Source organism: Pseudomonas fildesensis, from assembly GCF_001050345.1.
GTDB lineage: Bacteria > Pseudomonadota > Gammaproteobacteria > Pseudomonadales > Pseudomonadaceae > Aquipseudomonas > Aquipseudomonas fildesensis.
In genome coordinates this window covers 1-23,960 of the sequence record NZ_LFMW01000020.1, presented here as the reverse complement: position 1 = coordinate 23,960, position 23,960 = coordinate 1, and the positions used below count along the sequence as shown (strand labels likewise).

Here is a 23,960-nt window from a genome sequence, read left to right as displayed (position 1 = left end):
TCTCTGCGACTGAGCGACTGGCGAAACGATGTTGACCAACCACAACCCACAGTGCATGTGCTGCGTTAACCCTGAACCGTCCCGATGAGCGTTCGGCTTGGACTTCGATGGTTTCATTTCCAAGTTTGAACGTGTAGCGCGAAAATTCGTCCCGTCATGCTTCCATACGGCGTTTGGATCTTTGCCGCAGTAGATATTCTTCATGCGCACGCTTGGCAAACAGCTCGCCAACCCAGTCGATGAAAGCTCGAACAGTTATCGATGAGCGGTTACCCATTGGGTATACAGCCGAAACCGGGACACTGGGTTCACTTAGCTGGTCCAGCACCGAAACCAGACGTCCGGCGCGCAAATGCTCCTGCACTAAGTAACTGGCGACTCGAATCAATCCGAGGCTTTTAAGGCCGCAGGTCACGTACGCTGAAGTCTCGTTAACAGAAATCGCGTTATTCATGCGGATGTTGACTGACTTGCCATTGGAGATAAAAACCCAGTCGATATTCTTGCCTGACTGCGGATGGAAATAACCGACGGCTTGATGGGCCACGAGATCAGTCAATTGTCGAGGCGTACCGTATTTTTGCAGATACTCGGGGGTGGCGCAGGTTATCCACTCAAATGAAGCAACGCGTCGCGCAATCAAGGTCTGGGAGTCCAGCGGGACTCCGGTACGGATAGCACAATCGATATTGTCGGCGTTGCCACACCCATCACCAGCGACGCTTTACCGAAGCCGGCTTGTTCTACTACATGGGCGAACGCTTGCATGGCCTGAAACCGATCCATCTCTACTACCTCACTGATTGCAGCGTTAAACGTGCGGAGTAAACACACGGCGGGTGAGTCGATCCATGGACAGCAAGTAACCTGATAGTTGCGCGCGATCCGAATCATCATTCAGATCTGACGATGTGCGAGCCGTACTGTCGATCTCGGTTATCAGCGATTGCTCATTCTGGCTGGTATCGTTTCGATAATTGGCGAGCAGTTCTGCGCGCCATAGGGCCAGTGCCTTGGTGCACAACAGCGAAAGATTGTTCGCCTCGACGAATGCACTGACATGCCGGACCTGACTCATCAGAAAGATCACCCGCCCAGCCTGCTCGATCAACTGGTGCTTCTTCTCAGGGGCTTCATAAATCGAGATGTAGACCATCTTGTCGATAACCAGTCCGACCCGATCGGCCAGGGCTATCGATGAAGTTCGTTCTACTGAATTATCGGAGAGGAAGCGATCAAGATCATGTTCAAACACTTCACTGACCCGAGCCGGGTTTTTCAAGACCCGTTTTCTGGGAATCCAAATGTAGAGCAGTGCCAAAAGGATGGTGCCCAGGCCCATGCTCAGCGAGCGCTCGATTGCAAAACCGATATCAACCGATGGCACGTTTTCTGGCAGCAGGAACACCATGAACGAGATATTGAAGCCCAGGCTGTAGGCGAAGCTCGACAGACTGGACAAGCCCATGAAACCAAAGAACAGCACCAGGCCACTGGTCAGTAACAGAAGCTCGACAGCGCTAGGAGCTTGAGCCAACGCACTCATGACCACCATCCCCACGGGAATGGCGACAAAAAAACCAATGGCGATGTTCTTGAGGATTAGCTCCGGGTGTGGAAGCTTGCCCAGCATGATGCTGAACACGATCGGAACGACACACATCAAAAAGCCGTAGGTCCAATCGGTCGCATACCAGAACATGAACCCTAGCAAAAACAGCACTGCCGATCGCGCCCCGGTAATCAGGCAGTTCGACAACTGCCGGTGACGACGAACACTGACCCCTTTGACGCTAATTTTCTCAGCTTTCATCAAGCTCGCATAAAGTTGGGCAAAACCGCTGAGATGTTGGGCCAGATCAGCGATCTTGCCCAAAAACATGCTCAGTTCGCCGTCTTCATGGGCGACCTGTTCGCTGCGCTCGCGGGTGTCCGCCATAAAACTTTGCAGCCGATACAGATCGCCGCCCCCCGGTATCGCCTGGTGGGCCAGGACGTCAACAAGGTGCTCCAGTTCATTGAGCTCAACGGCTAAGCGTTGCCGATAAACCGGCTCGAGTTGTTGCAATGCATACGAGTCGGTGGTGACCTCGATCGCCAGCTTGTTCATTTCCCTTGCAACCTGCGCTCCCCGTCTGCCCCAAGCGCCCTCGAACTCGCAATGGTCTGCCAAGTCCGCGTGTTCGATGATGCCGCTGAATACCGAGGAGAGTCGTACCCGGAACTGCTCAGGGTCCGATCCGAACTGCGTATTGAGGGCAAACACCGACTTGAACAAGCGCCCTGATGAAAGGCGCAGCAAGTCCGAGCTAAACATCGGCCAGATACAGGCGCTGACAAAAGATGCCCAGACAATCCCGACGATGATGGTGCCGATCCGATCAACGAAAATTTCGTAAATCTCTTCACTGGTAGGCACTAGCGTTACCGTCACCATAACCATGATGCAAACGGTCACCGCAAAGATCGCACACAGGAAAGTACGGTTGGCATCGCGCGTATGGTAGGACAGCGCGGAGGCTATGAAGACAATTGTAGCGACCGACAACGCTGCCATGAGCGGGCTCTGGCCGAAAAAGTTCATCAATGCCACGCCGACAATCCCGCCCACGACTGTGCTGAAACACTGGAACAGGCACTTCTTCAGGACTTGCGCATGGTCCGGCGCGAAAAACGAAATCATCCCGGTAATCATGGCCCAGACCGGGTGTTCAAAGTTCATCAACAAGGCAATGAACAACGCGCCCAGAACTGAAACAGAGATCTTGATACCGGTCTTGACGGCGACCTTATTACCTAACAGGTATGAATCCAGCGCTGTAGGAGCCATGAAATTTGCCTCGACTTTGCACGAAGGTGCTGCACTTGCTATCTGGAGAAAATCGCGCCGGAGCCTACAACAACGATTTAACGTTTTCTTTGAAAGCATGAAGAACCGATCGCTGGTCACGCTGATCACCAACTGGCACAACGACTTTCAGCGTGGCCGACATGCCAGAGCTCAAATTGACACCTTCAGGTACCTGATCGATTTTGATGTTGACCGGAATTCGCTGGGCCAGGCGCACCCAGGCGAAGGTCGCCTCGACACTTGGAAGCATCTGATTGCCCGGCGTGCTGTTACTGTTGGAGATACCGCTGTCGATCGATTCCACATGACCTTCGAGCTTCAAGCTTCCGGCCATCAGCCATATTTCGACCTTGTCGCCGATCTTGATGCCGGGGATTTTGGTCTCTTCGAAATAACCGGTGACGTAGTAACTGTCGTCTTTGACCAAGGCCAGCCGATTCACGCCACGATTAACGTAGTCGCCTTTCTCCAGTTCAAGGTTGATGATCTTGCCGGAGGCTGGCGAGGTATAAGTGGTTCGCGCCAAGTCAATCTTTGCGCTGTTAAGGACGGCGACTGATTGTTTGTAGCTGGCTTGCTTTTCCATCATATCCAGGCGCGATGTATCGACTTCTTCACGACTCACAGCATCGGCACTCATTAGTGTCCGGCGTTTATAGACGTTGGTCGCCCGATCCCAGCTCACCTTGGCACTGTCCGATTGTGCCTGCGCCAGATCGACGGCGACTTGATAGCGTGCGTGATCCACAGTGAACAGGATATCGCCCGTTTTAACTTCACGGGAGTTCTGCGCATGCAACTCGTCAATCCAACCCGATACATCGGGAGCGATATTAACGACATCGGCCCGGACTCTGCCGTCGCGCGTCCAGGGCGTGTACATGTAGCTATCCCAGATGTAAACCAGGACTACGACAATGGCGCCAATCAGCACCGCCGTCATGGCCATATTTGCGACTCTTTTCATTTTTCGTCTCTCAGAAAGTAATTCGTACCAGCCCGGCGAGGATCAACATGAACAGCAGCATGCCCAGCAAGCTTTCATTGCGTTGCATTGAATAGGGAATTATCCGATCCACAATTCTGCTGGTCACAACAGTCACGGCGGCGGCAATCAGCACCATCATGAATATCGGGCTGACCAGCAATCCCTGAAAACTCACTTCGTGCAGCGGCATAACAGGCGATCCTCTGGTTAAAGGCTGAATACGCAAAACTCGATCATCCGACGCCCCCCTTCCTAAAGAGGATGGGCCAGGGGCTGACAACAGGGGCTAATGAGCCAGCAAAGGGATGATCACGAGCAATCTCGTATTACGATACAGCATCCCGCCATACGAGACAACTCAGCATCTTTCTAATTTTTGCGTTCTGTCCGGTTCTCGCATGGATCAACAAAACGCAGGCACAGTAAATGCTGCGATCGGCCCAGTCAGGGCCGACGCATCAGGGGTTCAGGGGTTCAGATCAGGGGGAATGCCAACATCGGAAGAGCCGCAACAAGCAGTAAAACTGCTAGCGCCGCTCCGCCGAACAGAATTTAGCGACTTGCCACAGCGCCCTTGGACATGCGACCGATCTTCTTCTCAATCTCGCGCTTGCAGTCCATCAGCGCCGCTTTGTACGTATCACCATTACGCCCGGCCCGGATGCTTGGGGCGATGATGCTGATGGAGTAATTTCCGAGGTAAGTCTCCAGTGCCACGGCAAAGGTGCAGACGCCTTCGATGTGTTCCTGATCATCCACCGCGACTGCAGACTGACGAACGTCTTGCAGTTGGGCAATGAGCTGGGCACGGGTCAGTGTGTGCTCGGTCAACTCCTGAAGCTTCTTTGGAAGAATGGCTTGCAATGCATCGTCGGAAAACGCAGCCAGCATTATTTTTCCTGCTGCGGTGGCATAGGCGGGAGCCTCGATGCCCACCGAGAAGACAACCCGCAATTCGCGCTCGACAATGATGCAATCCACGACGTTGACCTTGGCGCCCGCCAGCGTCGCCAGGCACACCGACTCGCGAACCTGCGCCGACAAGGAGTTCAGAAATTCCCGGACACTGGAGATGATGTCGGCCTGAGTCTGGTGAATAAGCTGCCCGAATGCGTGACCCAGGCGAAAACCACCGGATGGGCCGATCGACTCGACCAGGTGCTCTTCCTCTAGCGCAACGATGATGCGGTGCACCGTGGAGCGCGGCAATTTGACGATATTGGCGATTGCCGAAAGACTCAGCCCGCCAGAGTTGCTCCCAAGCGCACGTAAAATGGCGGCGGCTCGGGCGATGACCTGGATACTGGGTTGCTTACTCTCGACCGGGTCGCTTGGATCAGACATGGAATCACTCCAAAAAAAAGCATTACATCCCTAACGGCGGCAGCTCGCAAATTTATCGCTGCCAATTTCGGGCTATCAGGCAAGGACGGCGCCGTCACTGACCAGTTTCTGCAACGTATGAACGAACGGCCCGGTCAATGTCTCGGTGGAATCGGGACTGTGTAATGACTCGATGACCAGCCCGGTTATGCACATGGACATCAGATGAGTCAGCGCGTTTAACTGGACCGTTGTGCGCTGTGTCGATCCGCCCAAAGCGGTCAAGAGCGATGTCAGCTGGGTCCGCAGGTTATGCTGCACCACGCGCCAACGGAGCACCACCGGGCATTCCGGGGCGCCGATTTCGCCGTCCTTCAACAAGATGGTGCAGAAGTCCCGGTGATGTCGGACGTTGAGCGTGTCATTCAGTGCGCGAGCGAAATGCTCGAAACCTGGCGTCGGATCATCCGCGTTCACGAAGAACCCCTCCAGGGGCAATACCGAGGCGTTCATGATCGACAGCAGCAGATCCCCCTTCCCCTTGAAATGCCAGTAAACCGCACCTCGACTAAGACCTGCACATTTCGCGATGTCATCAAGCGTCGAATAGGCGTAACCGTACTCGGCGAACATCCGTGTACCCGCCTCCATCAACCTGATACGCGTCTGTTCTGACTCTTCAACCGTTTTTCTCGCCATGACAATCGTTACCTGATCCTGTGGGCGGCTACCGCCACCGGTGGATGTCATTCAGCCCGCCACACACCTCGGGATCGCAAAAACCGAGCATTGCAGGTGAGCCACATTATGGTACACTTTCTCGCATTACGGTACAGACCAAGTCCCTTGCATACAAGCTGGCAGTCCACACCCTCAAAAAATCAGGTACGAACCATGAAGTTGAAAGTACTTATTGTTGCGATTCTGCTGGGCGCCAGCCTGCAAGGTTGCAGCTTGATCCCTGCTTACCACCGGCCCGAAGCGCCGGTGGATCAGAGCTGGCCTCAAGGTCCGGGTTATAAAGCTTCATCGGTGGGTGCGGCCGACAGCGCCAAATCCATCGCTGACTTGCATTGGCAGCAATTCTTTCGCGATCCGGCCATGCGCCAGTTGATCGGGTTGGCATTGACCAACAACCGGGACCTGCGCCAGGCGGCCTTGAATGTCGATGCTTACCGAGCGCTGTATCGCATCCAGCGCTCCGAGTTGTTGCCAACCGTTGACGTCAATGGCTCAGGCAGCAGACAACACCTTCCGGCAGATCGGGCGATTTCCGGGAAAGACGGGACCTATGGCGACTACGAGCTTAATGTCGGCGTCGCGTCCTACGAGCTGGACGTGTTCGGACGTATCCAGAGCCTGGACGAGAGCGCACTGCAGACTTACCTGTCGACCGAAGAAGCCCAGCACAGCGTTCAGGTGGGCCTGGTGGCCAGTGTCGCCAGCGCTTACCTGACCTGGCGGACCGACCAGCAGTTGCTGCAGATCGCACAATCGACGATGGACTCCTACATCCATGGGCTCAACGTGATGCAGTCTGCCCGCTCGGCCGGCACGACCTCTGACCTAAGCGTGCGTCAGGCACGTACCCTGGTGGATACCGCACGCACCAAGACCTTGACCTACACCCGCAGGGTCGCCCATGACATGAACGCGTTGGCGCTGTTGCTCGGCACCCACATACCCGGCAATCTGCCTGATGACGGCGATTGGACGCAGCGGATGATCGCATCCATTCCGGCCGGTTTGCCCGCGGACATACTGCGGCAACGGCCTGATGTCAGAGCAGCGGAGCGCGACTTAATTGCCGCAAATGCCAACATCGGTGCAGCGCGGGCAGCGTTCTACCCCTCCATCACTTTGACAGCAAATACCGGCGTGGCCAGTGCACAGCTGTCCCATCTGTTCGCCGGAGGCCAGGGCCAATGGACGTTCATCCCCCAGATCAATATCCCGATCTTCAATGGGGGGCGTTTGAAGGCGAACCTCAATTACTCAGAAATCCAGAAAGATATCCGCGTGGCTGCCTACGAGAAGAGCATCCAGGTCGCCTTCAGTGAAGTCGCCGACGGTCTGGCCTCAGCGGGAATTTACGACGAGCAACTGCAAGCGCACCGCGATCTGGTGCAAGACAACAGCGCCTACCTCGATCTAGCACTCAATCGCTTTCAGCACGGTGTCGATAACTTTCTGCCGGTCCTGGATGCGCAGCGCAATCTGTTTGCGGCGCGCGAAGAACTCGCTTCCAACCGGTTGTTGCAGCTTCAAAGTCAGGTCCAGCTGTACCGCGCCCTAGGCGGCGGTTGGGACGACACGCAACTTGCCAGTGCCAGACATTCCGAGCCCCATCTCGAATAGCCGAATGAGAACGTTGATATCTGGGTTTTCGATAGGATGGCTTTGGTTACCGGTGGCGGCACCGCCGTGGGCCAAGTGACCTACATAGGTGCGATTGATGCCCTGTAATAACGAGAAGTGACATGGGAATTGAATTGATTGAAAGAAACGGCATCCAGGTTGTCTCTAGAGCCGCCCGAATACTGCGATGCCTGGAGAGTGAGCCTCAAGGATTGAGCCTTGGCGTTATCGCCACCCGCAGCAATCTGCCCCGTTCGACCGTGCAACGGCTGGTCGACGCGTTGGCCGTCGAACAATTGTTGGATATCAGCAAGAACGGTGTGCGTCTGGGCTCTGCATTGATGCGTCTGGCTTCCCACAGCCACTTCGACGTGACCTACAGCGCCCGAGCGCCTTTGGAACGACTGGCCCAACACACCGGCGAAACTTCAGCACTGGTTTATTCCAGCGGAATCGAGTTGATCATGTTGCACGCCGTGGTCTCCAGTCAGGAATTACGGGTAGCTCCCATGGTTGGCAGTTTTCTCTGTGTGTACGGCACTGCCGCCGGAAAGATTTGCCTGTCCAAGATGAGCGACGAGCAGGTGACCAGCCTGCTGGGTGGCGTAACGGAGCCACTCACCTCGGATACGTTGAGCTTGCCGGCGCTGCTCGATGACCTGCGCCATATACGTCAGCAAGGGATTGCCTTCGATCACGAGGAGCATCGTCAGGGGATCGGCTCGATCGCAATAGGCGTCGAGACCACCCAGGGCTTTTATTCCATAACCGTGGTCGGCCCGTCGTGGCGAGTTCGAGATCAGCGTGAGCCGATCATCCTGGCGCTTAAAGAATGCCAGGCCAGTCTCAATGCCTCATCTTGCTCGACCGATTGACCGATTGACCGATAGATTCGGCAGATACTCAATGGCCCAAACTATGCCCACGCTGACGCCCATGAAAATCAATCTGCGGATTTTTGCCGAGATCGACCTCAATCTGATGGTCGTCTTTATGGTTATTTACCATGAACGAAATGTCTCGCGCGCGGCGCTCAAGCTTGGCGTCGGCCAGCCGGCGGTGAGTGGCTCTCTGGCGCGGTTGCGTGCGCGTTTTGGCGATCCGTTGTTCGAGCGAATGGGTAGCGGCATGGAACCGACTGCCAAAGCTCACGACATCGCTCGTAAGCTGGCGCCGGCAATCAGAACGATCGAGTCGATCCTGGGGCAGCGCTGAAGGATACCCTCAGCGCAATGGCCGCCAGGCGGCCATGCCCTTGATGCCTGCCAACAGTCAGCCAGCAAGTGGTGATCTATCAGTGACTGGTCTGACCGCCATCGATGATGAATACCTGGCCTGTGGCAAAGGAGGCCATCGGAGAGCACAAGTAAAGAACGGTGTTCGCCAGTTCTTCCGGTTTGCCAGGACGTCCCATCAGCGGACCGGATAACACCACGTCGCGCATATCAGGGTCAGCTAACCAACGTTGGGTCATGGGTGTCTCGACCAAGCCGGGAGCCAGTGCGTTGACCCGGATCCCTGACTTGGCGTAGTCAACCGCTGCAGCTTTGGTCAGACCGATAACGGCGTGTTTCGCCGCGACATAAGGCGCCATTCCAGGATCGGCAATAACGCCAGCGACTGATGCGGTATTGACGATGACGCCGCCGCCCGCCTTCAACATATGCCCGATCTGATATTTCAGGCACAAGAACACGCCCTTGACGTCCACCGCCATCACGCGGTCGTACATTTCCTCATCCTGTTCCGCCAAGGGCAATGTCGGCGGCAAGATCCCGGCGTTATTGAACGCGCAGTGCAAACCGCCAAAGGTCTTCACTGTGGTATCCACCAGAGCTCGGACTTGAGCGGCATCGGCGACGTTGGTCTTGATGTACAACCCGTCACCGCCAGCGGCCTTGATCAACTCAATAGTCGTTTGACCTTCCTCGCTGACATCGCCAACAACCACTTTCGCGCCCCGTCTGGCGAACGCCAATGCTGTCGCACGACCGATACCAGTACTCCCACCGGTGATCAAGACGACCTGACCGGTAAAATCAAGCAGCTCATCGTTCATGTTCGTTCAACCTCTCATTGGTTAGCGATTCAGTTGAGATGCGCTCTTCACATCCTCAGGGATTCCCGGTGCCCATTTCGGAGTCACGGGCTAAGTGCCGAAAGACGCTTGTATCACAATGCAGTCATCTGTACCATAATACGAAACATACTGTGCAGCCTGAATCTGCCCGTGTCTGGCCGCATGTGCATGCGTGTACCGATAAATTTTTCTCGCCCGCAATGGTGTCGAGCCTGGCTCCGCTGTTGTCGTCACTGGTTTTTCTTTAGGCAGGAGATTGAAGGCATGCCAGTCAACATTGTTGTTGTGGGAGGGGCCGGCGGCCTCGAACTCGCTACGGGGTTGGGGCAACGTCTGGGACGCAAGGGCAAAGCACGGATCACGCTGGTTGATGCCAATGCGACGCACATCTGGAAGCCACTGCTGCATGAGGTCGCCGCAGGTTCCATGAGCACCTCGGAAAATGAGGTCAATTATGTGGCCCAGGCAAAGTGGAACGATTTCGAATTCAAGTGGGTCGGCTGTGTGCAATCGACCGGGAACAACCGCTGATTCACCTGGCACCTTTGCTCAACGACAGCTCAGAAGTTGTCATCGCGCAGCGAAGCTTGTCTTTCTAATACCCGGTCATCGCGATAGGCAGCAAAACCAACGATTTCGGTACACAAGGTGCGCAAGAGCACTGTCTTTTTCTCGACACTACCGAACAGGCGGAGCGCTTTCATCGCCAATTGCTCAATCATTACCTGGGAGCGCATGCGAACGCCTACACCGGCGCGAACCAAAAAATCACGGTCGGGATCGTGGGGGCAGAAGGCACTTGCCAAGCTCAATGTCGACGTTCTCACAAGCTCCGCTGTCAAAGAGGTGACTGCAGAAGGGTTCAGACCCACGACGGCACCCTCATCCCTGCCACGCTAAAAGTATGGGCTGCCGGCATCTGCGCGCCAGAGTTCCTCAAAGATCTGGGTGGTCTGGAAACGAATCGGATCAATCAGCTAGTGGTTCGACCCACGCTCCAGACAACCTTTGATGAGCGCATCTACGCAATAGCTGACTGTGCAGCATGCTCGCTGGGAGAAGGACTGGGCAATGTTCCACCGCGAGTACAGTCGGCACACCAACAAGCCTCGCTTCTGGTCAAAAGCTTTGCTGCTCAAATCAAGGGCGGCACACCTCTTACGTATAGATATACCTGCGCTTTCAGTGCCTCAAAATCCCGCGATCCAGTAATGCCTGGTCCCACTCCGGCGCATCGCCGATGCGCGCGATCAGAAAGTCAATTAAGGTCCGCACCTTGAGGGCCCGACGTTGGGTTTCGGGATACACGGCAGCAAAATCGAAGGATGACAAGCGATAGTTGAGAAGAATCGGCACCAGTCTCCCGGTGAGTAGCTCGTTGCTGGCAATGAGGGTCGGCAAGCAGGTGATGCCAGCCCCGCTCAGGGCGTAATCACGCAACAGATGGACGGAACTGGAGCGCACCTGACCATGCAAAGTCAGATCGATACACTCCTCTCCCCAAGTGAACTGCCAACGATTACGTGACGGGTAGCCTCCGTAAAGGGCGATGCGGTGATTCTTGAGTTGTTGGGGATGCTCGGGAGCATCATGCTCGCGCAAATACGCGGGAGACGCACAGAACAGCCGATGCACGTTGAACAGCTTGCGCACCACCAGACGCTCGGCCAGCGGCGGGAACATCTGGAAGGCAATGTCGAACCCCTCTTCGATTGGATCGACCACCCGGTCGTTGACCACCACATCGAACTCGATCTCGGGATACATGGCAGTAAACTCCGCCAGCATCGGGCCCAAGTGATCGATGGCGAATCCTTGCAGCACCTGGACGCGCAACTGACCCGTAAGATTGGAACGTTGATTGCGCATTTTTTCGGTCAGGCCGTGAAACCCGGCAACCATGTCAGCGCATTCCTGAAAATAGGCTTCACCGATATCCGAGAGGCGGACGTGGCGGGTGCTGCGATGAAAAAGCGGCGAATTGATGAACGTCTCAAGCTGCTGTACACGATGGGTAATCACTGAACGGGTCACGCCCAACTGCTCTGCTGCCTTGGCGAAACTGCCGGTCTGGGCCACACGCACGAATGCTTCCATAATGAGTAGACGATCCATGACCTCCCCTCTTCTTGTAGTTATTGGCTGGCGCACATATTGGATGACTCAGGCACAGCCTGCCGTTGCATAGTACGGCTGTGCCTGGCATCCCACCAGCGAGGCAATCAGGAAAGGCGGTAATCGGTTACTTCTACCTCGTGAGTCCGGCGCCAGAACTCGACTGCGTTGAACGGGAAGTTTTGGGTAACCCGCCCTTTGCTGTTCTTGTACCAGCTGTTGACCCTGGAGAAGCCCCAGGCACGCAAGCCATTGGCCTGATCAACCCGCTGGTTGTAGCTCTCAAACACCTGCGGCTTGATCTCCATGCTTTGGTGCCCTCCTTCGAGCAACAACCGCACGGCATCGACGATGTAAGTCGCGGTGAACTCGGAGAACTGGATGATGGTGCTGTACACCACCAGCCCAGTGTTGGGGCCGTACATGCAGAACATGTTGGGGAAGCCCGGCACGGTCATACCCATGTAGGCGCGAGCGTCGTCATCCTTCCAGACCTCGTGCAACGCCAGGCCGTCGCGCCCGGTGATGTTGATCGGCATAAGAAACTTGGAGGCATGAAAGCCGGTGCCATAGACGATCAGATCGAACTCGTGTTCAGTTCCGTCGACACAGCAGATGCCGTTGGGCGTGATCGCATCGATAGGCTGGCGAATCATGCTGACGTTGTCGCGCTTCAGCGTCGAGATCCAGGTGCCGTTGTCACGGATGATGCGCTTGCCGCCGACAGGAGAATCCGGAATCAGCACATCGCGCAGGTCCGGCCGGTCAGCAAACTGGGGCTCCATCCAGGCACTGATGTCCCGGCGCAACTGATCGTTGCGCGCCGATACAGCGACCTCTGTCGGTGGGTAATTGACATCGACCACGACATCCTCAAGAAAGCCAACGCTCTGCGGCATGACCATGGCCGCCCGGTACCACAGGCTGTAGTTGGGCAGATTGGCGAGCAGCCATTTGCAACTGTCGGAGATTTTCTCATGCAGGTCGGGCGTGGGTAGTAGCCAGTTCGTGGTGCGCGCAAAGACCTTGAGATCGGCGGCGGTCTTGGCCAATTGCGGGATGAACTGAGCAGCACTCGCGCCCGTGCCTATCACGGCGACGCGCTTGCCACTCCAGTCGACATTGTGGTCCCACTGTGCCGAGTGGAATGCCGTACCTTGGAACGTCTCTTTGCCAGGAATGGCCGGGATCATCGGCCGATTAAGTTGCCCAACGGCGAACACCACCACGTTGCTGTCGACCCGGGTTTGCCCGGCATTGTCACGGCAGAGCAGTTGCCAGCGCTGGCTGTCTTCGTCCCAATGGGCGTCGGTGACTTCGGTATTGAACTGGATATGCTCGTACAGACCTTTCTCCCGCGCCACTGCCTGCATGTAGCTGAAGACTTGTGGGCCAGGGGCAAAACAGTCGTCCCAGGTACTGCGAGCAAAGGAGAAGCTGTAGAAGAAACTGTTGATGTCGATGCGGCAACCCGGGTAGGTATTTTCGCGCCAGGTACCGCCGACATCGGCGCCTTTCTCATAGACGACAAAGGGCACACCGGCCTGCTTAAAGCGCAACGCCGCGATCATGCCGCTCTCGCCCGCGCCGATGATCACCACCTTGAAGTCACGACCGGCGGCCACATGCTCTTTATGCCAGCGAGGGGCGCGAGGGTCTTCTTCGGCCGTCACCAGTTCCTCGGCGATCAGGGGCAGATAGGGCTCGATGTCAGGACCCATCAGCCAGGTCCCGATCGCGTGCAGTTGGTCGCTAGTCGGCCGCGCTGGCACGGGCAGCCGACTGTCACGAAAGGCCGATAGTCTGTGCAAGCAGAATTCTCGCACCTCGGCTTCGACCTCGGCGCTCATCCCGCTTCCCGCCACGCCCATGGCAACGACAGGCTTCCAGTCCGGCTTGAGCACATCGAGTTCGCCAGTCAGGTGCGCGACGGTCATCAGCAAGGTCGGAATATCGGCCCCCTGCAGGTGCCCACGCAGGGTTTCATCATCACACTCAAGGGAAGCCACAGTGGTGTTATAGGTGCTCATGGGTAAACCTCTTATTCTTGTTGTCGGGGGTATTGACGATCGGTCGTACAAGGCTTAAACGGTCTGCAACCAGGGTTCGATCTGGTCACTCAGCCAATCCAGCGCTTCGGTACTTGCACTCAGGAACGGCATGGTCACGAAGCCGTGCATCTGCCCGCTGAAACAGCGCTCGAGCACGGTGATGCCGGCTTGAACCAGACGGTCGGCGTATGCCTGACCTTCGTCACGCAGCACATCGAACTCCGCGGTCAGCACCACCGCCGGTGGCACGCCACGCAGGTCCTTTGCCGCCAGCGGTGACGCCGAAACCTGCTGGCGCTCGTTGGCATTCGGCAGGTAGTGATCCCAGAACCAACGCATGTCCTCACGGGTCAGCAGCAGTTGCCGTTGCGGGTCGAGATAACCTGGCCCATCGAGATCAGCCTGGGTCGCCGGATAGATCAACACCTGCAAGGCCCAGTGCAACTGGCCTCGCTGGGCAGCACGCTGGGCGAACACGGCCGCCAGGTTGCCGCCAGCACTGTCGCCCGCGACGATCAGTGTGCCGTTGGCCGAGCCGGCGAGTTGCTCGCGATGAACCACTAGCCATTGTGCGGCGCGCTCGACGTCATCCAGGGCGGTCGGAAAAGGAAACTCTGGGGCCAGCCGGTAATCGACCAGGACCACGGTGCAGTCGGTACGGTGCGCCAACTGACGAGCGAAATGGTCGAAGTCGTCGAGCCCACCCATGACCCAGCCCCCGCCATGCAGGTAGAGGATGGCGCCGCGTACCGAGGCGCTGGGCTTCAATACACGCAGGCGCGCCCCATCCAATTGCACCTCCTCGACGCTGTGCATGGTCGGCCCCACGGCCTCCGGGCGCAGACTCGCCATGACTTCTCGAGCCTCGTAGGGGTTCATCAAATGAAACGGTTTCAGGCCGCTCTCGGCCAATTGCTCAAGCAATCGGGCAGACTCGACATCAAGCGTCATAGCGTTGCTCTCCTGTCATGGGTGCACATTCGTGGGCGCGTTCTGAACCCCGGCCAACCACAGCAAGCCGTCCTGCTGGTACACCGGGACGCTGTCCAGATGCGCGCCTTCGCACGGGCCATCGATGCAGTGGCCATCTTCGAAACGAAACATCGCCCCGTGGTGCGCGCACATCAGCAGTCGCGTCTGGTAGGTGCTGAACGACCCCGGTTGATAGTCCAAGGGGATGGAAAAATGCGGGCAGCGGTTGCGGTAGACCCACACCTGTGCGCCCCGCCGTACCGCAATCAAGGCAGTGGTTTGCCCTTGCAGAGTCGCTTCGAGCCCGAGTGCTCCGCCATCGGGTACCTGATCGAGGGCGCACAGCCTAATATTCGCCACGGCTCATGCTCCCATCTGGGGGTTACCCAGTCCCCAGCTCCAGGGCCGTATCTCGACGCGCTCGAACAGTCCGGCCTGGGCATAGGGATCGTCGGCAAAAAAAGCTTCGGCCTCGCTCAAGCTGACGGCCTCCACCACCAGCAGGGTGCCATTCATGACGCCTTCGCAGTTGCTCAACGTTGGCCCGCCAAGGCGCACCACCACGCGATGGGGGTGGGGCTCACGCAGGTATTCGCGATGCCTGGGGCGAATCTCCCTGCGCAATGGCTCGTGGTCCGGCTTGTCGGTGGCGAAGATGGCAAAGAACTGGTTCATGCCGTGGCCTCCAGGACGAAGTCGAACGTCGCGATGTGGAAGTCCGTGCCGATATCGAATTGCTCGGCCAAGGGGTCGCTGGCGAACCGCGGTTCGTACACGACGCGCAGCGAATCCTTGACCCCAAAGACTGCGTCAGAATCAATATAGGGATCGTCGTCATTGAACAGATGGGTCACCAGGCGTCGATGACCCGGCGCATCGAGCATGAAATGCAAGTGCGCCGGGCGCCACGGATGGCGGCCGCTGGCCTGCAGCAGATCGCCAACCGGGCCGTCGGTGGGGATCGGATAACTCACCGGCACCACACTGCGAATCGCATAGCGGCCCTGTTCATCCGTGCGGTAACGACCGCGCAGGTTGCCGTGCGGCTGCGCGACGTCCTGACCCGAGTACTGCCCGTTTTCGGCGGTCTGCCAGACATCCAGGATGGCTCCCGGCAAAGGGTTGCCAGCGGCGTCGCGCACATAACCGGTGATCAACGAGGCACTGCCGGGAATCAACGCCATGTTTTCGGCGTATTTCCGTTCGGGCATGCCAGCGATGTAGAACGGTCCAAACACTGTGCTCTGCGTCGCCTCGACCCCACTGCGGTGCTCGATGGCATCGACCAGCATGGACAGTCCCAGCACATCCGAAAGCAGGATGAATTCCTGACGCACCACGTCGTCACACTTCTGCCCGGTGGCCGTGAGGAACTGGATCGCCTGCAACCACTCGGCCTCGCTGAGTTCGACTTCGCTGGCAAATTGGTGAAGATGCCCCACCAGTGTCTGCAGCAAAAAGCGAAGGCGTGCATCGTGTGTGTGCGCAAAGCTGTTGATGGCGCGGGCGGTAATCTCGCGCTCGGAAGACAAGTCGAGGTTATTCATATTGTTATTCTCGTGTGGCAATCGACGGACAGCAGCAACACCTTCAGGCCGGTGCATGCCCCTTCAGCGCCCGGGTCAGCAGTGCCTCAATGGCATCCTGTTCGAACGGTCGCGGGTTGTAGTACGGACTGGCACAGGCAATGCTCGCTGCTTCGGCCGGACCGTGCTCGGGAAAGCCGAACTCGGCCAACGCCAGGGGAATGCCAAGGCGGCGGTTCAATTCGTAGAGCAGCGGCCCGACTTCATCGGCTTGCTCGCCCCCCAATGCTCGTGCAGCGCGGCGCAACGGTTCGGCCGCCGCGTGGCGGTTGTAGTGCGCCGCGTGGGGCAGGACGATGGCGTGGGCCTGGGCGTGCGGCAGGTTGAAGGTCCCTCCGAGGGTGTGACACAGCTTGTGGTGGATCGCCATACCCACTGAACCCAGACAGATGCCTGCCAGCCATGCGCCTTGCAGCGCCTGACCACGAGCCTCGACGTTTTGCGGGTCGTCAACGATTTTCGGCAGTGCCTGCGCCAACGCCCGGATCGACTCTTCGGCCATCAACGAGATCACCGGGTTGGCGTCTTCGGCGTACAGGGCTTCGATCGCATGGGCCATGGCGTTCATACCCGAGCAGGCCGACATACCCACCGGCAGGGTCAGCGTCAGCTCCGGGTCATAGATCACGGTCTTAGGCAGGACCCGTGGATCGCGACCGGTTTTCTTCAAACGGTTTTCGGTCAAGCCGTAGATCGGGGTCATCTCCGATCCGGCGTACGTGGTCGGCACCGCCAGGATCGGCAAGCCGCTGTCCATGGCGATGGCTTTACCCAGGCCGATGGTCGAACCACCACCGACGGCCACGCAGCAATCCGCTTCGCGGCGCACGGCCTCCTCGCGAGCCGCTTGCGCGGTTTCCAGTGGCACGTGCATCACCGCGTGGGGGTAGACGCCGGCGCTGCGATCACCCAGTAACCGCGCGACCTGTTCGCCCAGTTCCTGTTGCTCCGGGGTAGTCAGGATCAGCGCGCGACGCGCGTCCAGCCGCTGGATTTCGTCGCTGAGGCTGGCCAGTTTGCCGGCACCGAAAATCACTCGGGTCGGCGTGCCTTGATAGATGAATGCGTTCATGGGGTCACCTCAGCGCGGGTAGTGGGGAAGGATCTTGGCGTCGACGTTGACCCATACCGAGCGAGCTTCGGTGTAGTCGTGGATGGCGTCGAAACCCATCTCCCGGCCGTAACCGGATTGACCCAGACCGCCGAACGGGCTGCCGGGGCTGACACGCTTGTAGCAGTTGATCCAGCACATGCCGACGTTGATCTTTTCCGCCACCCGATGGGCGCGCTGCAGGTCGCGGGTCCACAGACCACTGCCCAAGCCGTAGTCAGTGCCGTTGGCAATCTCCAGCGCCTCTTCTTCAGTGGAAAAGCGCAGCACCGTCACGAACGGGCCGAACACCTCTTCCTGGGCGACACGATCACCGGGTTTGGCTTCAACGATGGTCGGCTCGACATAAAACCCCGAGACCAGCGCAGGATCGCTCGGCGCCTTGCCACCGGTAAGGACGCGGCCGCCCTGCTGGCGCGCGATGTCGACGAACGACAGCACCCGGTCGCGGTGCAACGCCGAGGTCAGTGGACCCATTTCGGTATTCGTGTCCTGGGGATCGCCGAGGCGAATCGAACGGGCCAGAGTGATGAATCGCTCGAGAAACTCATCGGCGATGCTGTCTTGCAGCAGCAACCGCGAGCCGGCGATGCAGGCCTGGCCCTGATTGTGGAAGATCGCCCAGGCGGCGCCGTTGACGGCGGCGTCGAGGTTGGCGTCTTCGAAAACGATGTTGGCCCCCTTACCGCCCAGCTCCAGCTGCACGCGTTTGAGGTTGCCCTGGGAGGCTTCGACGATACGCCGCCCAGTGGCGGTAGAACCGGTGAAAGCGATTTTACCGACATCAGGGTGTTCGGCCAGGCGTTGCCCTGCGGTATGACCGTAGCCTGGGACGATGTTAACTACGCCGTCCGGGAAGCCCACTTCTTTCATCAATTCAGCGATACGCAGCGTCGACAGCGGCGTCAGCTCTGACGGTTTGAGTACCACGGTATTACCCGCGGCTAGCGCCGGGCCCATCTTCCAGCTAGTGAACATCAGCGGAAAATTCCACGGCACGATCTGACCCACAACGCCGATTGGCTTGCGCTGCACGTAGTTGAGAAAGCCTGCGTCGACCGGAATCACCTTGCCCTCTATTTTGTCGGCGATACCACCAAAATAGCGGAAACAGGCGGCCGTACGCGGTACGTCAAGGATCCGTGAATCACGAAGGGGATGGCCCGTATCCAGCGACTCCAGGCGCGCCAGTTCATCGCCGCAGGCCTCAATACGATCGGCCAGCTTCATCAGCAACCGCCCCCGCTCAGCGCCCGGTGTGGCCGCCCAGCCTGGGAATGCGCGCTTGGCCGCGGCCACTGCGAGATCGACGTCCTCGGCCTGCGCCGCGGCTATGCGCGTGATCAGCTCGCCGTTGGCAGGGTTGACGACATCGATCTCGCCGCCTTCAAGGGCGGGGACGAACTGGCCATCAATGAACAATTGGTTTTGCATGAGCAAAGACTCCCTGCAGCGCCTGGATAGGCACTGTGAAATGCACTGGTATAAGGACGCGGGCCCAGCCTGAATCGCTGGGCTGCGATAATCAAAACTCGACGGGGTATGGCTTGAGTTCGCCGCTTTCGTAACGCTGGGGCAGGTTGGGTGTAGCGTTTTCCCAGACCAGCAGCATCGAGCGTTTGGTCGAGTAACCTTGGTGGCGGATGTCGGCGGGCATCGCGCAGATATCGCCGGCGCGCATGGTGATCCGTGCACGGGGATTGCCATCATCTTTGTCGCCGATATCCCAGACGATCTCGTCGCTGAGCTGCAGGAACCACTCGATCCGGTCATTGCCATGGACAATCGGCAGGACGAACTCTTCGGTGGTCGGGCAGAACAGACTGGTGCGGCACACAGAGGTCACCGAAGGGTTCCAACTGACGTCGGAGCGCGACAAGTACTTGAACAGGCTGAAAGCGTGCAGCTGACCTTCAAAACCCTCGGCGGCATGCACCTCGGGCTCGTCCTGGGCAACATCGGCAAAATGGCGGTTGACCGGCAGGTCGTCGCGCAGTGGCGAATCCCCTTCCAGGCCAGGCATGCGGCGGGTGGCAACGCGGAAACGCTCAATTGCCTCGATGTTATCGCCGTGCTTGCGGCCAAATGCCGTACCTGTTTCCGAAGGTGCGGCAAACGGGTCAAAGCCGGCGTTGGTCCAGTCGCGCAGGATCGCCTTGAAGGTGGCCATGATCTGCGGCGTTTCGAACTGCTCGGTGTAGTCGACACCGGCGGCTTTTAAGACACCATTGAAGGTGCCCGCGTACATGTCGACCTTGCCGTACAGGTTGCGAGTACCAAAGACGTGGTCGAAGTTGACCCAGCCGTAGAAAAAGCCCCATGCAACGTCACGCATGACGGCGCGCAGGAAAGCGTCTGCCGGGATCAGGTGCGAGCGGCGCTCACCCTTGGCCGGCCATTCGATACGCGCGAAGTATTCGTCGCGGGAGAGTTTGAAGGCACCCAGCGTATAAGACTTGTAGCCGGTGACGGGGTGGGCGGCACTGGCGTCCACCAGGTTGTCAAACGACAGTGTGTTCTCGGTTTCAACTGCTTCGAGCATAGCCATGATTGGCTCCTGTTATTTTTAGAGTGATGTCGAGGTCAGAACACGGATCATTTCAGGCAGATGTCAGCCCACTTCTCGACACTGAGGGCGCCCTGCACGGTTTGCAGCAGCAGCACGCAGGGGGCGCTGGCTTCAAAGCGATAAGCGCAGCCGGCAGGCAGTAGTGCCTGGTGACCATGCTTGAGCAGCACGTAGCCCATTGGCCGACCTTTTGGCAGTTCGCCAGCAAACTGGGTGCCCTCGCCTTGCGCCGGTGCGGCGTCGAGCTTGAGGAAGTCGACGCGAACGCTGCCGTCGACAGAGATGACGAACTCGTCGTGGGCACAGGTGAACCAGGGAGAAGTGCCTTCAGCGCGCAGCGTTTCGATCACATAGCCGAGATTTAGACCCACGACGACTTTCTCGTAGGGTGCCGATTGCCCGGCGACTTCAAAGATATTGGAGAAGGCATAGTGGCTTTTTTTACCGGTCACCAGCTCGATCGAGCCTTTTGAAAAGTGCGCCAGCGAGCCGAAAACTGTTTTGAATGCAGGTTGAGTACTCATCGTCTTAGCCCTGTTATTTTTGTGTTTGATTGGCTCAACGTTAAGGGGCCACCCCTGCCCTAACAAGGCCATTATGGGCGAAATGACTGTTCGCGAAACGCGAACAACAGTCCGACATCACCGAACGCTCAAGCGCCGAAGTAGCTTGAGTTGTTCGTTTTCAGCGAATTATCTATTCGCCAAGATTGCTCTTGCCGTGCGAGGGCCGTGAATTTACCGTCTGGGCAGTCGCCTAAAAACAACAGGGCCAGGCTAAGACTAAGCCTCCTGCCTTTTAGACGACCTCCGGGTAGTGCACGTAATACCCACTGGACCGCAAACAATAAAAATAACAATAAGGTAAATACTCTATGCGTATCCCTATCGCATCTCTGTGCGCAGTATTTTCGTGCTCCCTATGCGCGGCGCCTCCCTCCCAGCAGGGAGAAGGTGACCTGGCGAACTGGCTGATACCCGAATTGGAAAGAGATACGGGCATCCGAATTTATGGCGTCGTTGATGCGGGCTATTCACGCAACAATACATCGACTCGTAGTGAGCGCCACGGCGGCCTGACCAACTTGCCCGTGGCGGGATACGCCGACGAAAAGTTTCAATTGTCCTTTTTTAACCTGTTTATAGAAAAGCCTCTTAATACCAGCTACGTTCCGCGCGCTACGCCACTACCGGGACCGCAGCCTACCGAGGCGTCATTCGGTTTCACGTTCGGGTTGCTCTACGGTCGCGACGGTCAATTTGCGCGAACCACAGGCTGGGATGAGCACTGGGGGGTGAATGAGCCGGGCGCATCAGACTCGGCCAAAGCTCAGCGAAACCGGCAAAACTTCTACGCGTTTCCTGACTTGTTTGGCACGGCCTATCTGCCTATTGGCACTGGGATCAGCGTCATGGCCGGGATCTTCGGACCGGGCGTAGGCTACGAGATTCCGCCGAACATCCGCATTGCGCGCAACGCTTTTGCTACCAAAACCTATGCATTTGTAACCGAGCCAGCGACCGTCAGCGGTGTCGTGCTAGGTACGAGGCTAATCAGTACCGAATCGAGTCTGCTTGGTGGCGAGTTAGGCATTGTGCAGGGCTGGAATAACCTGAGGGACAATAACGACAGCAAATCGGTGCTAGGCGCAATACGTTGGCGCAGGGCCGACATGCAAGGCTGGATCGATTATGAATTTCTAATGGGTGACGAGCAGAATAAATCCTTCGATGACATTCAAGCACCGACTTCGCGTTTGATTTCATCCAATGGTCAACTCAAGCAACAACACTCATTGAATGGCTGGTTCGCGCTTGACCAACATTGGTCAATCGGCGCCGAGGCGGTGTATGGACGCCAAAGTGGCGACGGCAAAGTTGATACTGTCGACATCGTGACAGGCCCACGGTTCTCAGGCGCTCACTGGTGGGGTGTGAACAGTTCCCTGAGTTATCAATATCGCAAGGACCTTATCTTCTCGGCGAGGGCAGAACACTTCGCGGACCCCGACGGCTTCGCACTGTTCCCGGTGTCTACAGCCCACGGTGCATTCAACGCGCTAACCCTGGGCTTTCGCTACGAAGCAATGCGTAATCTATCGTTACGCCCTGAGATACGATATGACTGGTTTACCGGCAGCGATGATGACAACCCTTTTGGCAATGGCAGAGACCGCAAGCAGGCTACTGCGACGGTGCAGGTGCTCTATTATTTCTGACCATTGTTAAGCTGTACAGTCAGCGATGGGCGATCGAATTAGGGTAGAGCTTCACACCTCAGCCCCGCACTATGTTCTGCCACATCGACGCGCGGCGTTTCCAGTCGCGGCACAGCGTCCGGCCTGGCTCAACCTTCCGAAATTTACGCTCTGGCACGTTGGTGAAAACGAAGCAGGCAACATCTCGATGAAATCCTTGGGCCGTGCTGATACGGAAATCAACGAGATGTTCAGCTGAATAGATGAGGCGGATTAGCGACCCTTGCCTGCAGCATACGCTGTATGCGGCGATACTTTTCGTACAAAACCTAGATCGACATGATCGGTGATGCCGAAAATTCAAAGTGATTCGGCCGTTAGTCCTCTAGCACCCATGCTGTTATTACCATACTCCAGCTGCGAGCCCAGAAAACCCGCCGGACCTCGGCCGATCTGCGGCATGTATGCTTCGGGGGTAGGCGGCGGAACGCCGACCTCTAGTGCATCTAAAAAATCCGCCCAATATTGCATCATCCTACGTCTCGGCTCGACGTATTCTGCATGATTGTACGCAGCCCGAATTTGGTTGGCATCAGCGTGGGAAAGCTGCGCCTCAATCCATTCTTCTACAAAGCCAACCTCGTTGAGCGCCGTTGAGATAGTGGCCCTGATGCCATGACCGGTGAGCCGCCCTTTGTAACCCATCCGGCTAATCGCGGTGTTAAGGGTATTTTCACTGATCATTTCCTGCGGTTCGTATCGGTGAACCAGCAGATACCGTGCACCGCGCGTCCTTAACTGCATCAGCCGCTGCACAATTGCGATTGCTTGAGTAGAAAGCGGAATCACATAAGGTGGAATATCATTCCCCTGTGTTCGCACACGACTCCGGAGCTGCTTCACACCCTCCGGCGGCACCAGCCAGATCCCCTTGTCGAAGTCGAATTGGTCTGGCGTCGCCGCCCGTAGCTCTCCTGTACGCACGCCCGTCAGCAGCAATAGACGAATACCAAGCCGTGTCTTTTCTGCACACTCATAGTGGGTGACGGTCCTGAGCAATCCTGGAAGTTCATTTACTTGGAGGAAGGGATTATGGCGGACTGGCCGCGGCGTCTCGGCAACGATATCAAGGTCTGCTGCTGGGTTCACATCAATAAGCCCTTCCGCCATAGCAAAACGAAAGATCTGGTTGAGCCAGGTGCGCACCTTTCGAGCAGAGACCAGCGCGCCTCTGCGCTCAATTCGCCTAATGAGCTCCAGCACGTCACCACGAGAAATATCCGCGATCAGAAACCGCTTCAAATGTGTTGTTAGCGGCACGGGAGGATTTCTGGCGGGCTTGGCTTGCTTGATCGCTGTATCTGTCAGAGCCATCAGACACCTCCTTTTTGATTAAGGAGGGGAATGCAACCGAGCGGTAGACGAACCAATACGAAAATTGATGCGCAGGAAATCGTAAAAGGCTGTGCCAGCGGTGTACTTAAAGGCGTACTTAAAAAACCGTGGCTGGAGATGGATCCCAGTGGAATTCAGAAAACAAAAAAAGCGGCACAAGGCCGCTATTTCGGTGGCTTCCAGGCGCTCAGTGGGCCTTAGTGGAAGCAAATATGGCGCAGCGGACGGGACTCGAACCCGCGACCCCCGGCGTGACAGGCCGGTATTCTAACCGACTGAACTACCGCTGCGCGTAACACTTGAAGCGAATGGTGGGTGATGACGGGATCGAACCGCCGACCCTCTGCTTGTAAGGCAGATGCTC

At 57.4% G+C, this 23,960-nt stretch carries 23 protein-coding genes, 1 tRNA gene and 1 pseudogene; 6 read left to right on the top strand and 19 right to left on the bottom strand.

Features of this window, described 5'->3' with window-relative positions; translation table 11 throughout:
• Positions 1-154: 154 nt before the first annotated feature.
• The 6 genes from ACR52_RS29760 to ACR52_RS28945 form a co-directional block, all read right to left on the bottom strand.
• Positions 155-688 (bottom strand): LysR substrate-binding domain-containing protein, encoded by a 534-nt coding sequence (locus ACR52_RS29760; RefSeq protein WP_082143219.1) that lies wholly within the window; start codon positions 686-688, stop codon positions 155-157.
• 123 nt (positions 689-811) lie between these two features.
• Entirely contained in the window at positions 812-2,830 is a 2,019-nt protein-coding gene (locus ACR52_RS24220) for an FUSC family protein (RefSeq protein ID WP_048730274.1), read from the bottom strand.
• Positions 2,831-2,894: 64 nt separating this feature from the next.
• A complete protein-coding gene (locus ACR52_RS24215) occupies positions 2,895-3,800 on the bottom strand; it encodes an efflux RND transporter periplasmic adaptor subunit (protein ID WP_201779001.1) in 906 nt (301 codons plus the stop codon).
• 28 nt (positions 3,801-3,828) lie between these two features.
• Positions 3,829-4,029 carry a hypothetical protein gene (locus ACR52_RS24210; protein ID WP_048730272.1) on the bottom strand — a complete coding sequence of 67 codons (201 nt, stop codon included), beginning with the start codon at positions 4,027-4,029 and terminating at the stop codon, positions 3,829-3,831.
• Positions 4,030-4,391: 362 nt separating this feature from the next.
• Positions 4,392-5,183: an IclR family transcriptional regulator gene (locus ACR52_RS24205; protein WP_048730270.1), complete on the bottom strand. Its 792-nt coding sequence runs from the start codon at positions 5,181-5,183 to the stop codon at positions 4,392-4,394.
• A gap of 75 nt (positions 5,184-5,258) precedes the next feature.
• Entirely contained in the window at positions 5,259-5,912 is a 654-nt protein-coding gene (locus ACR52_RS28945; RefSeq protein WP_082143217.1) for a TetR/AcrR family transcriptional regulator, read from the bottom strand.
• A gap of 144 nt (positions 5,913-6,056) precedes the next feature.
• Here ACR52_RS28945 and ACR52_RS24195 point away from each other — a divergent pair, with 144 nt between their 5' ends.
• From ACR52_RS24195 to ACR52_RS24185, 3 genes are all read left to right on the top strand, one after another.
• Positions 6,057-7,520, top strand: coding sequence for an efflux transporter outer membrane subunit (locus ACR52_RS24195; RefSeq protein ID WP_048730268.1), 1,464 nt, complete (start codon positions 6,057-6,059; stop codon positions 7,518-7,520).
• 122 nt (positions 7,521-7,642) lie between these two features.
• Positions 7,643-8,395: an IclR family transcriptional regulator gene (locus ACR52_RS24190; protein ID WP_048730266.1), complete on the top strand. Its 753-nt coding sequence runs from the start codon at positions 7,643-7,645 to the stop codon at positions 8,393-8,395.
• 61 nt (positions 8,396-8,456) lie between these two features.
• A complete protein-coding gene (locus ACR52_RS24185; RefSeq protein ID WP_048730285.1) occupies positions 8,457-8,735 on the top strand; it encodes a LysR family transcriptional regulator in 279 nt (92 codons plus the stop codon).
• 79 nt (positions 8,736-8,814) lie between these two features.
• Here ACR52_RS24185 and ACR52_RS24180 read toward each other — a convergent pair whose 3' ends face one another.
• Entirely contained in the window at positions 8,815-9,579 is a 765-nt protein-coding gene (locus tag ACR52_RS24180; RefSeq protein ID WP_048730265.1) for a glucose 1-dehydrogenase, read from the bottom strand.
• Between the two features lie 285 nt (positions 9,580-9,864).
• Between ACR52_RS24180 and ACR52_RS29755 the strand changes: the two are divergent.
• Positions 9,865-10,727, top strand: a pseudogene (locus ACR52_RS29755) (NAD(P)/FAD-dependent oxidoreductase); the annotation flags it as partial.
• A 55-nt stretch (positions 10,728-10,782) separates the two neighbouring features.
• Here ACR52_RS29755 and ACR52_RS24170 read toward each other — a convergent pair.
• From ACR52_RS24170 to ACR52_RS24125, 10 genes are all read right to left on the bottom strand, one after another.
• The gene (locus ACR52_RS24170; RefSeq protein WP_048730263.1) at positions 10,783-11,715 is read right to left on the bottom strand and encodes a LysR family transcriptional regulator; all 933 of its coding nucleotides are present in this window, start codon (positions 11,713-11,715) and stop codon (positions 10,783-10,785) included.
• 107 nt (positions 11,716-11,822) lie between these two features.
• Positions 11,823-13,745 (bottom strand): flavin-containing monooxygenase, encoded by a 1,923-nt coding sequence (locus ACR52_RS24165; protein WP_048730262.1) that lies wholly within the window; start codon positions 13,743-13,745, stop codon positions 11,823-11,825.
• Positions 13,746-13,799: 54 nt separating this feature from the next.
• Positions 13,800-14,717: an alpha/beta hydrolase gene (locus ACR52_RS24160; protein ID WP_048730261.1), complete on the bottom strand. Its 918-nt coding sequence runs from the start codon at positions 14,715-14,717 to the stop codon at positions 13,800-13,802.
• Between the two features lie 15 nt (positions 14,718-14,732).
• Positions 14,733-15,098 (bottom strand): Rieske (2Fe-2S) protein, encoded by a 366-nt coding sequence (locus tag ACR52_RS24155; RefSeq protein ID WP_048730260.1) that lies wholly within the window; start codon positions 15,096-15,098, stop codon positions 14,733-14,735.
• A 3-nt stretch (positions 15,099-15,101) separates the two neighbouring features.
• Positions 15,102-15,413 (bottom strand): YciI family protein, encoded by a 312-nt coding sequence (locus tag ACR52_RS24150; RefSeq protein ID WP_048730257.1) that lies wholly within the window; start codon positions 15,411-15,413, stop codon positions 15,102-15,104.
• Complete coding sequence (locus ACR52_RS24145) at positions 15,410-16,285, bottom strand: dioxygenase family protein (protein ID WP_048730256.1); 876 nt, start codon at positions 16,283-16,285, stop codon at positions 15,410-15,412. Before ACR52_RS24145 ends, ACR52_RS24150 begins: the two co-directional genes overlap by 4 nt.
• 43 nt (positions 16,286-16,328) lie before the next feature.
• Positions 16,329-17,396 carry a maleylacetate reductase gene (locus tag ACR52_RS24140; protein ID WP_048730254.1) on the bottom strand — a complete coding sequence of 356 codons (1,068 nt, stop codon included), beginning with the start codon at positions 17,394-17,396 and terminating at the stop codon, positions 16,329-16,331.
• Between the two features lie 9 nt (positions 17,397-17,405).
• Positions 17,406-18,869, bottom strand: a complete 1,464-nt coding sequence (locus tag ACR52_RS24135; protein ID WP_048730253.1) for an aldehyde dehydrogenase family protein — start codon at positions 18,867-18,869, stop codon at positions 17,406-17,408.
• 91 nt (positions 18,870-18,960) lie between these two features.
• Entirely contained in the window at positions 18,961-19,983 is a 1,023-nt protein-coding gene (locus ACR52_RS24130) for a hydroxyquinol 1,2-dioxygenase (RefSeq protein ID WP_048730252.1), read from the bottom strand.
• A 47-nt stretch (positions 19,984-20,030) separates the two neighbouring features.
• Entirely contained in the window at positions 20,031-20,528 is a 498-nt protein-coding gene (locus ACR52_RS24125; protein WP_048730250.1) for a cupin domain-containing protein, read from the bottom strand.
• 350 nt (positions 20,529-20,878) lie between these two features.
• Between ACR52_RS24125 and ACR52_RS24120 the strand changes: the two genes are divergently transcribed.
• Positions 20,879-22,222 (top strand): outer membrane beta-barrel protein, encoded by a 1,344-nt coding sequence (locus tag ACR52_RS24120; protein ID WP_048730248.1) that lies wholly within the window; start codon positions 20,879-20,881, stop codon positions 22,220-22,222.
• A 339-nt stretch (positions 22,223-22,561) separates the two neighbouring features.
• Here ACR52_RS24120 and ACR52_RS24115 read toward each other — a convergent pair whose 3' ends face one another.
• On the bottom strand, positions 22,562-23,575 hold the full coding sequence (locus ACR52_RS24115; protein WP_236692182.1) for a tyrosine-type recombinase/integrase: 1,014 nt from the start codon (positions 23,573-23,575) through the stop codon (positions 22,562-22,564).
• 30 nt (positions 23,576-23,605) lie between these two features.
• Here ACR52_RS24115 and ACR52_RS30595 point away from each other — a divergent pair, with 30 nt between their 5' ends.
• Positions 23,606-23,797 (top strand): hypothetical protein, encoded by a 192-nt coding sequence (locus ACR52_RS30595; RefSeq protein ID WP_152687681.1) that lies wholly within the window; start codon positions 23,606-23,608, stop codon positions 23,795-23,797.
• Between the two features lie 12 nt (positions 23,798-23,809).
• Here the strand turns inward: ACR52_RS30595 and ACR52_RS24110 are convergent.
• Positions 23,810-23,886, bottom strand: a tRNA-Asp gene (locus tag ACR52_RS24110).
• Positions 23,887-23,960: the final 74 nt, after the last annotated feature.

What these genes read in the sequence shown, in the direction of transcription:
- ACR52_RS24120 (WP_048730248.1), top strand. Translation starts at nt 20,879, where the DNA reads ATGCGTATCCCTATCGCATCTCTGTGCGCAGTATTTTCGTGCTCCCTA.
- ACR52_RS24180 (WP_048730265.1), bottom strand. Translation starts at nt 9,579, where the DNA reads ATGAACGATGAGCTGCTTGATTTTACCGGTCAGGTCGTCTTGATCACC.
- ACR52_RS24125 (WP_048730250.1), bottom strand. Translation starts at nt 20,528, where the DNA reads ATGAGTACTCAACCTGCATTCAAAACAGTTTTCGGCTCGCTGGCGCAC.
- ACR52_RS24145 (WP_048730256.1), bottom strand. Translation starts at nt 16,285, where the DNA reads ATGAATAACCTCGACTTGTCTTCCGAGCGCGAGATTACCGCCCGCGCC.
- ACR52_RS28945 (WP_082143217.1), bottom strand. Translation starts at nt 5,912, where the DNA reads ATGACATCCACCGGTGGCGGTAGCCGCCCACAGGATCAGGTAACGATT.
- ACR52_RS30595 (WP_152687681.1), top strand. Translation starts at nt 23,606, where the DNA reads ATGCAACCGAGCGGTAGACGAACCAATACGAAAATTGATGCGCAGGAA.
- ACR52_RS24150 (WP_048730257.1), bottom strand. Translation starts at nt 15,413, where the DNA reads ATGAACCAGTTCTTTGCCATCTTCGCCACCGACAAGCCGGACCACGAG.
- ACR52_RS24220 (WP_048730274.1), bottom strand. Translation starts at nt 2,830, where the DNA reads ATGGCTCCTACAGCGCTGGATTCATACCTGTTAGGTAATAAGGTCGCC.
- ACR52_RS24185 (WP_048730285.1), top strand. Translation starts at nt 8,457, where the DNA reads ATGAAAATCAATCTGCGGATTTTTGCCGAGATCGACCTCAATCTGATG.
- ACR52_RS24165 (WP_048730262.1), bottom strand. Translation starts at nt 13,745, where the DNA reads ATGAGCACCTATAACACCACTGTGGCTTCCCTTGAGTGTGATGATGAA.
- ACR52_RS24210 (WP_048730272.1), bottom strand. Translation starts at nt 4,029, where the DNA reads ATGCCGCTGCACGAAGTGAGTTTTCAGGGATTGCTGGTCAGCCCGATA.
- ACR52_RS24190 (WP_048730266.1), top strand. Translation starts at nt 7,643, where the DNA reads ATGGGAATTGAATTGATTGAAAGAAACGGCATCCAGGTTGTCTCTAGA.
- ACR52_RS24160 (WP_048730261.1), bottom strand. Translation starts at nt 14,717, where the DNA reads ATGACGCTTGATGTCGAGTCTGCCCGATTGCTTGAGCAATTGGCCGAG.
- ACR52_RS24130 (WP_048730252.1), bottom strand. Translation starts at nt 19,983, where the DNA reads ATGGCTATGCTCGAAGCAGTTGAAACCGAGAACACACTGTCGTTTGAC.
- ACR52_RS24205 (WP_048730270.1), bottom strand. Translation starts at nt 5,183, where the DNA reads ATGTCTGATCCAAGCGACCCGGTCGAGAGTAAGCAACCCAGTATCCAG.
- ACR52_RS24195 (WP_048730268.1), top strand. Translation starts at nt 6,057, where the DNA reads ATGAAGTTGAAAGTACTTATTGTTGCGATTCTGCTGGGCGCCAGCCTG.
- ACR52_RS24140 (WP_048730254.1), bottom strand. Translation starts at nt 17,396, where the DNA reads ATGAACGCATTCATCTATCAAGGCACGCCGACCCGAGTGATTTTCGGT.
- ACR52_RS24215 (WP_201779001.1), bottom strand. Translation starts at nt 3,800, where the DNA reads ATGGCCATGACGGCGGTGCTGATTGGCGCCATTGTCGTAGTCCTGGTT.
- ACR52_RS24135 (WP_048730253.1), bottom strand. Translation starts at nt 18,869, where the DNA reads ATGCAAAACCAATTGTTCATTGATGGCCAGTTCGTCCCCGCCCTTGAA.
- ACR52_RS24170 (WP_048730263.1), bottom strand. Translation starts at nt 11,715, where the DNA reads ATGGATCGTCTACTCATTATGGAAGCATTCGTGCGTGTGGCCCAGACC.
- ACR52_RS24115 (WP_236692182.1), bottom strand. Translation starts at nt 23,575, where the DNA reads ATGGCTCTGACAGATACAGCGATCAAGCAAGCCAAGCCCGCCAGAAAT.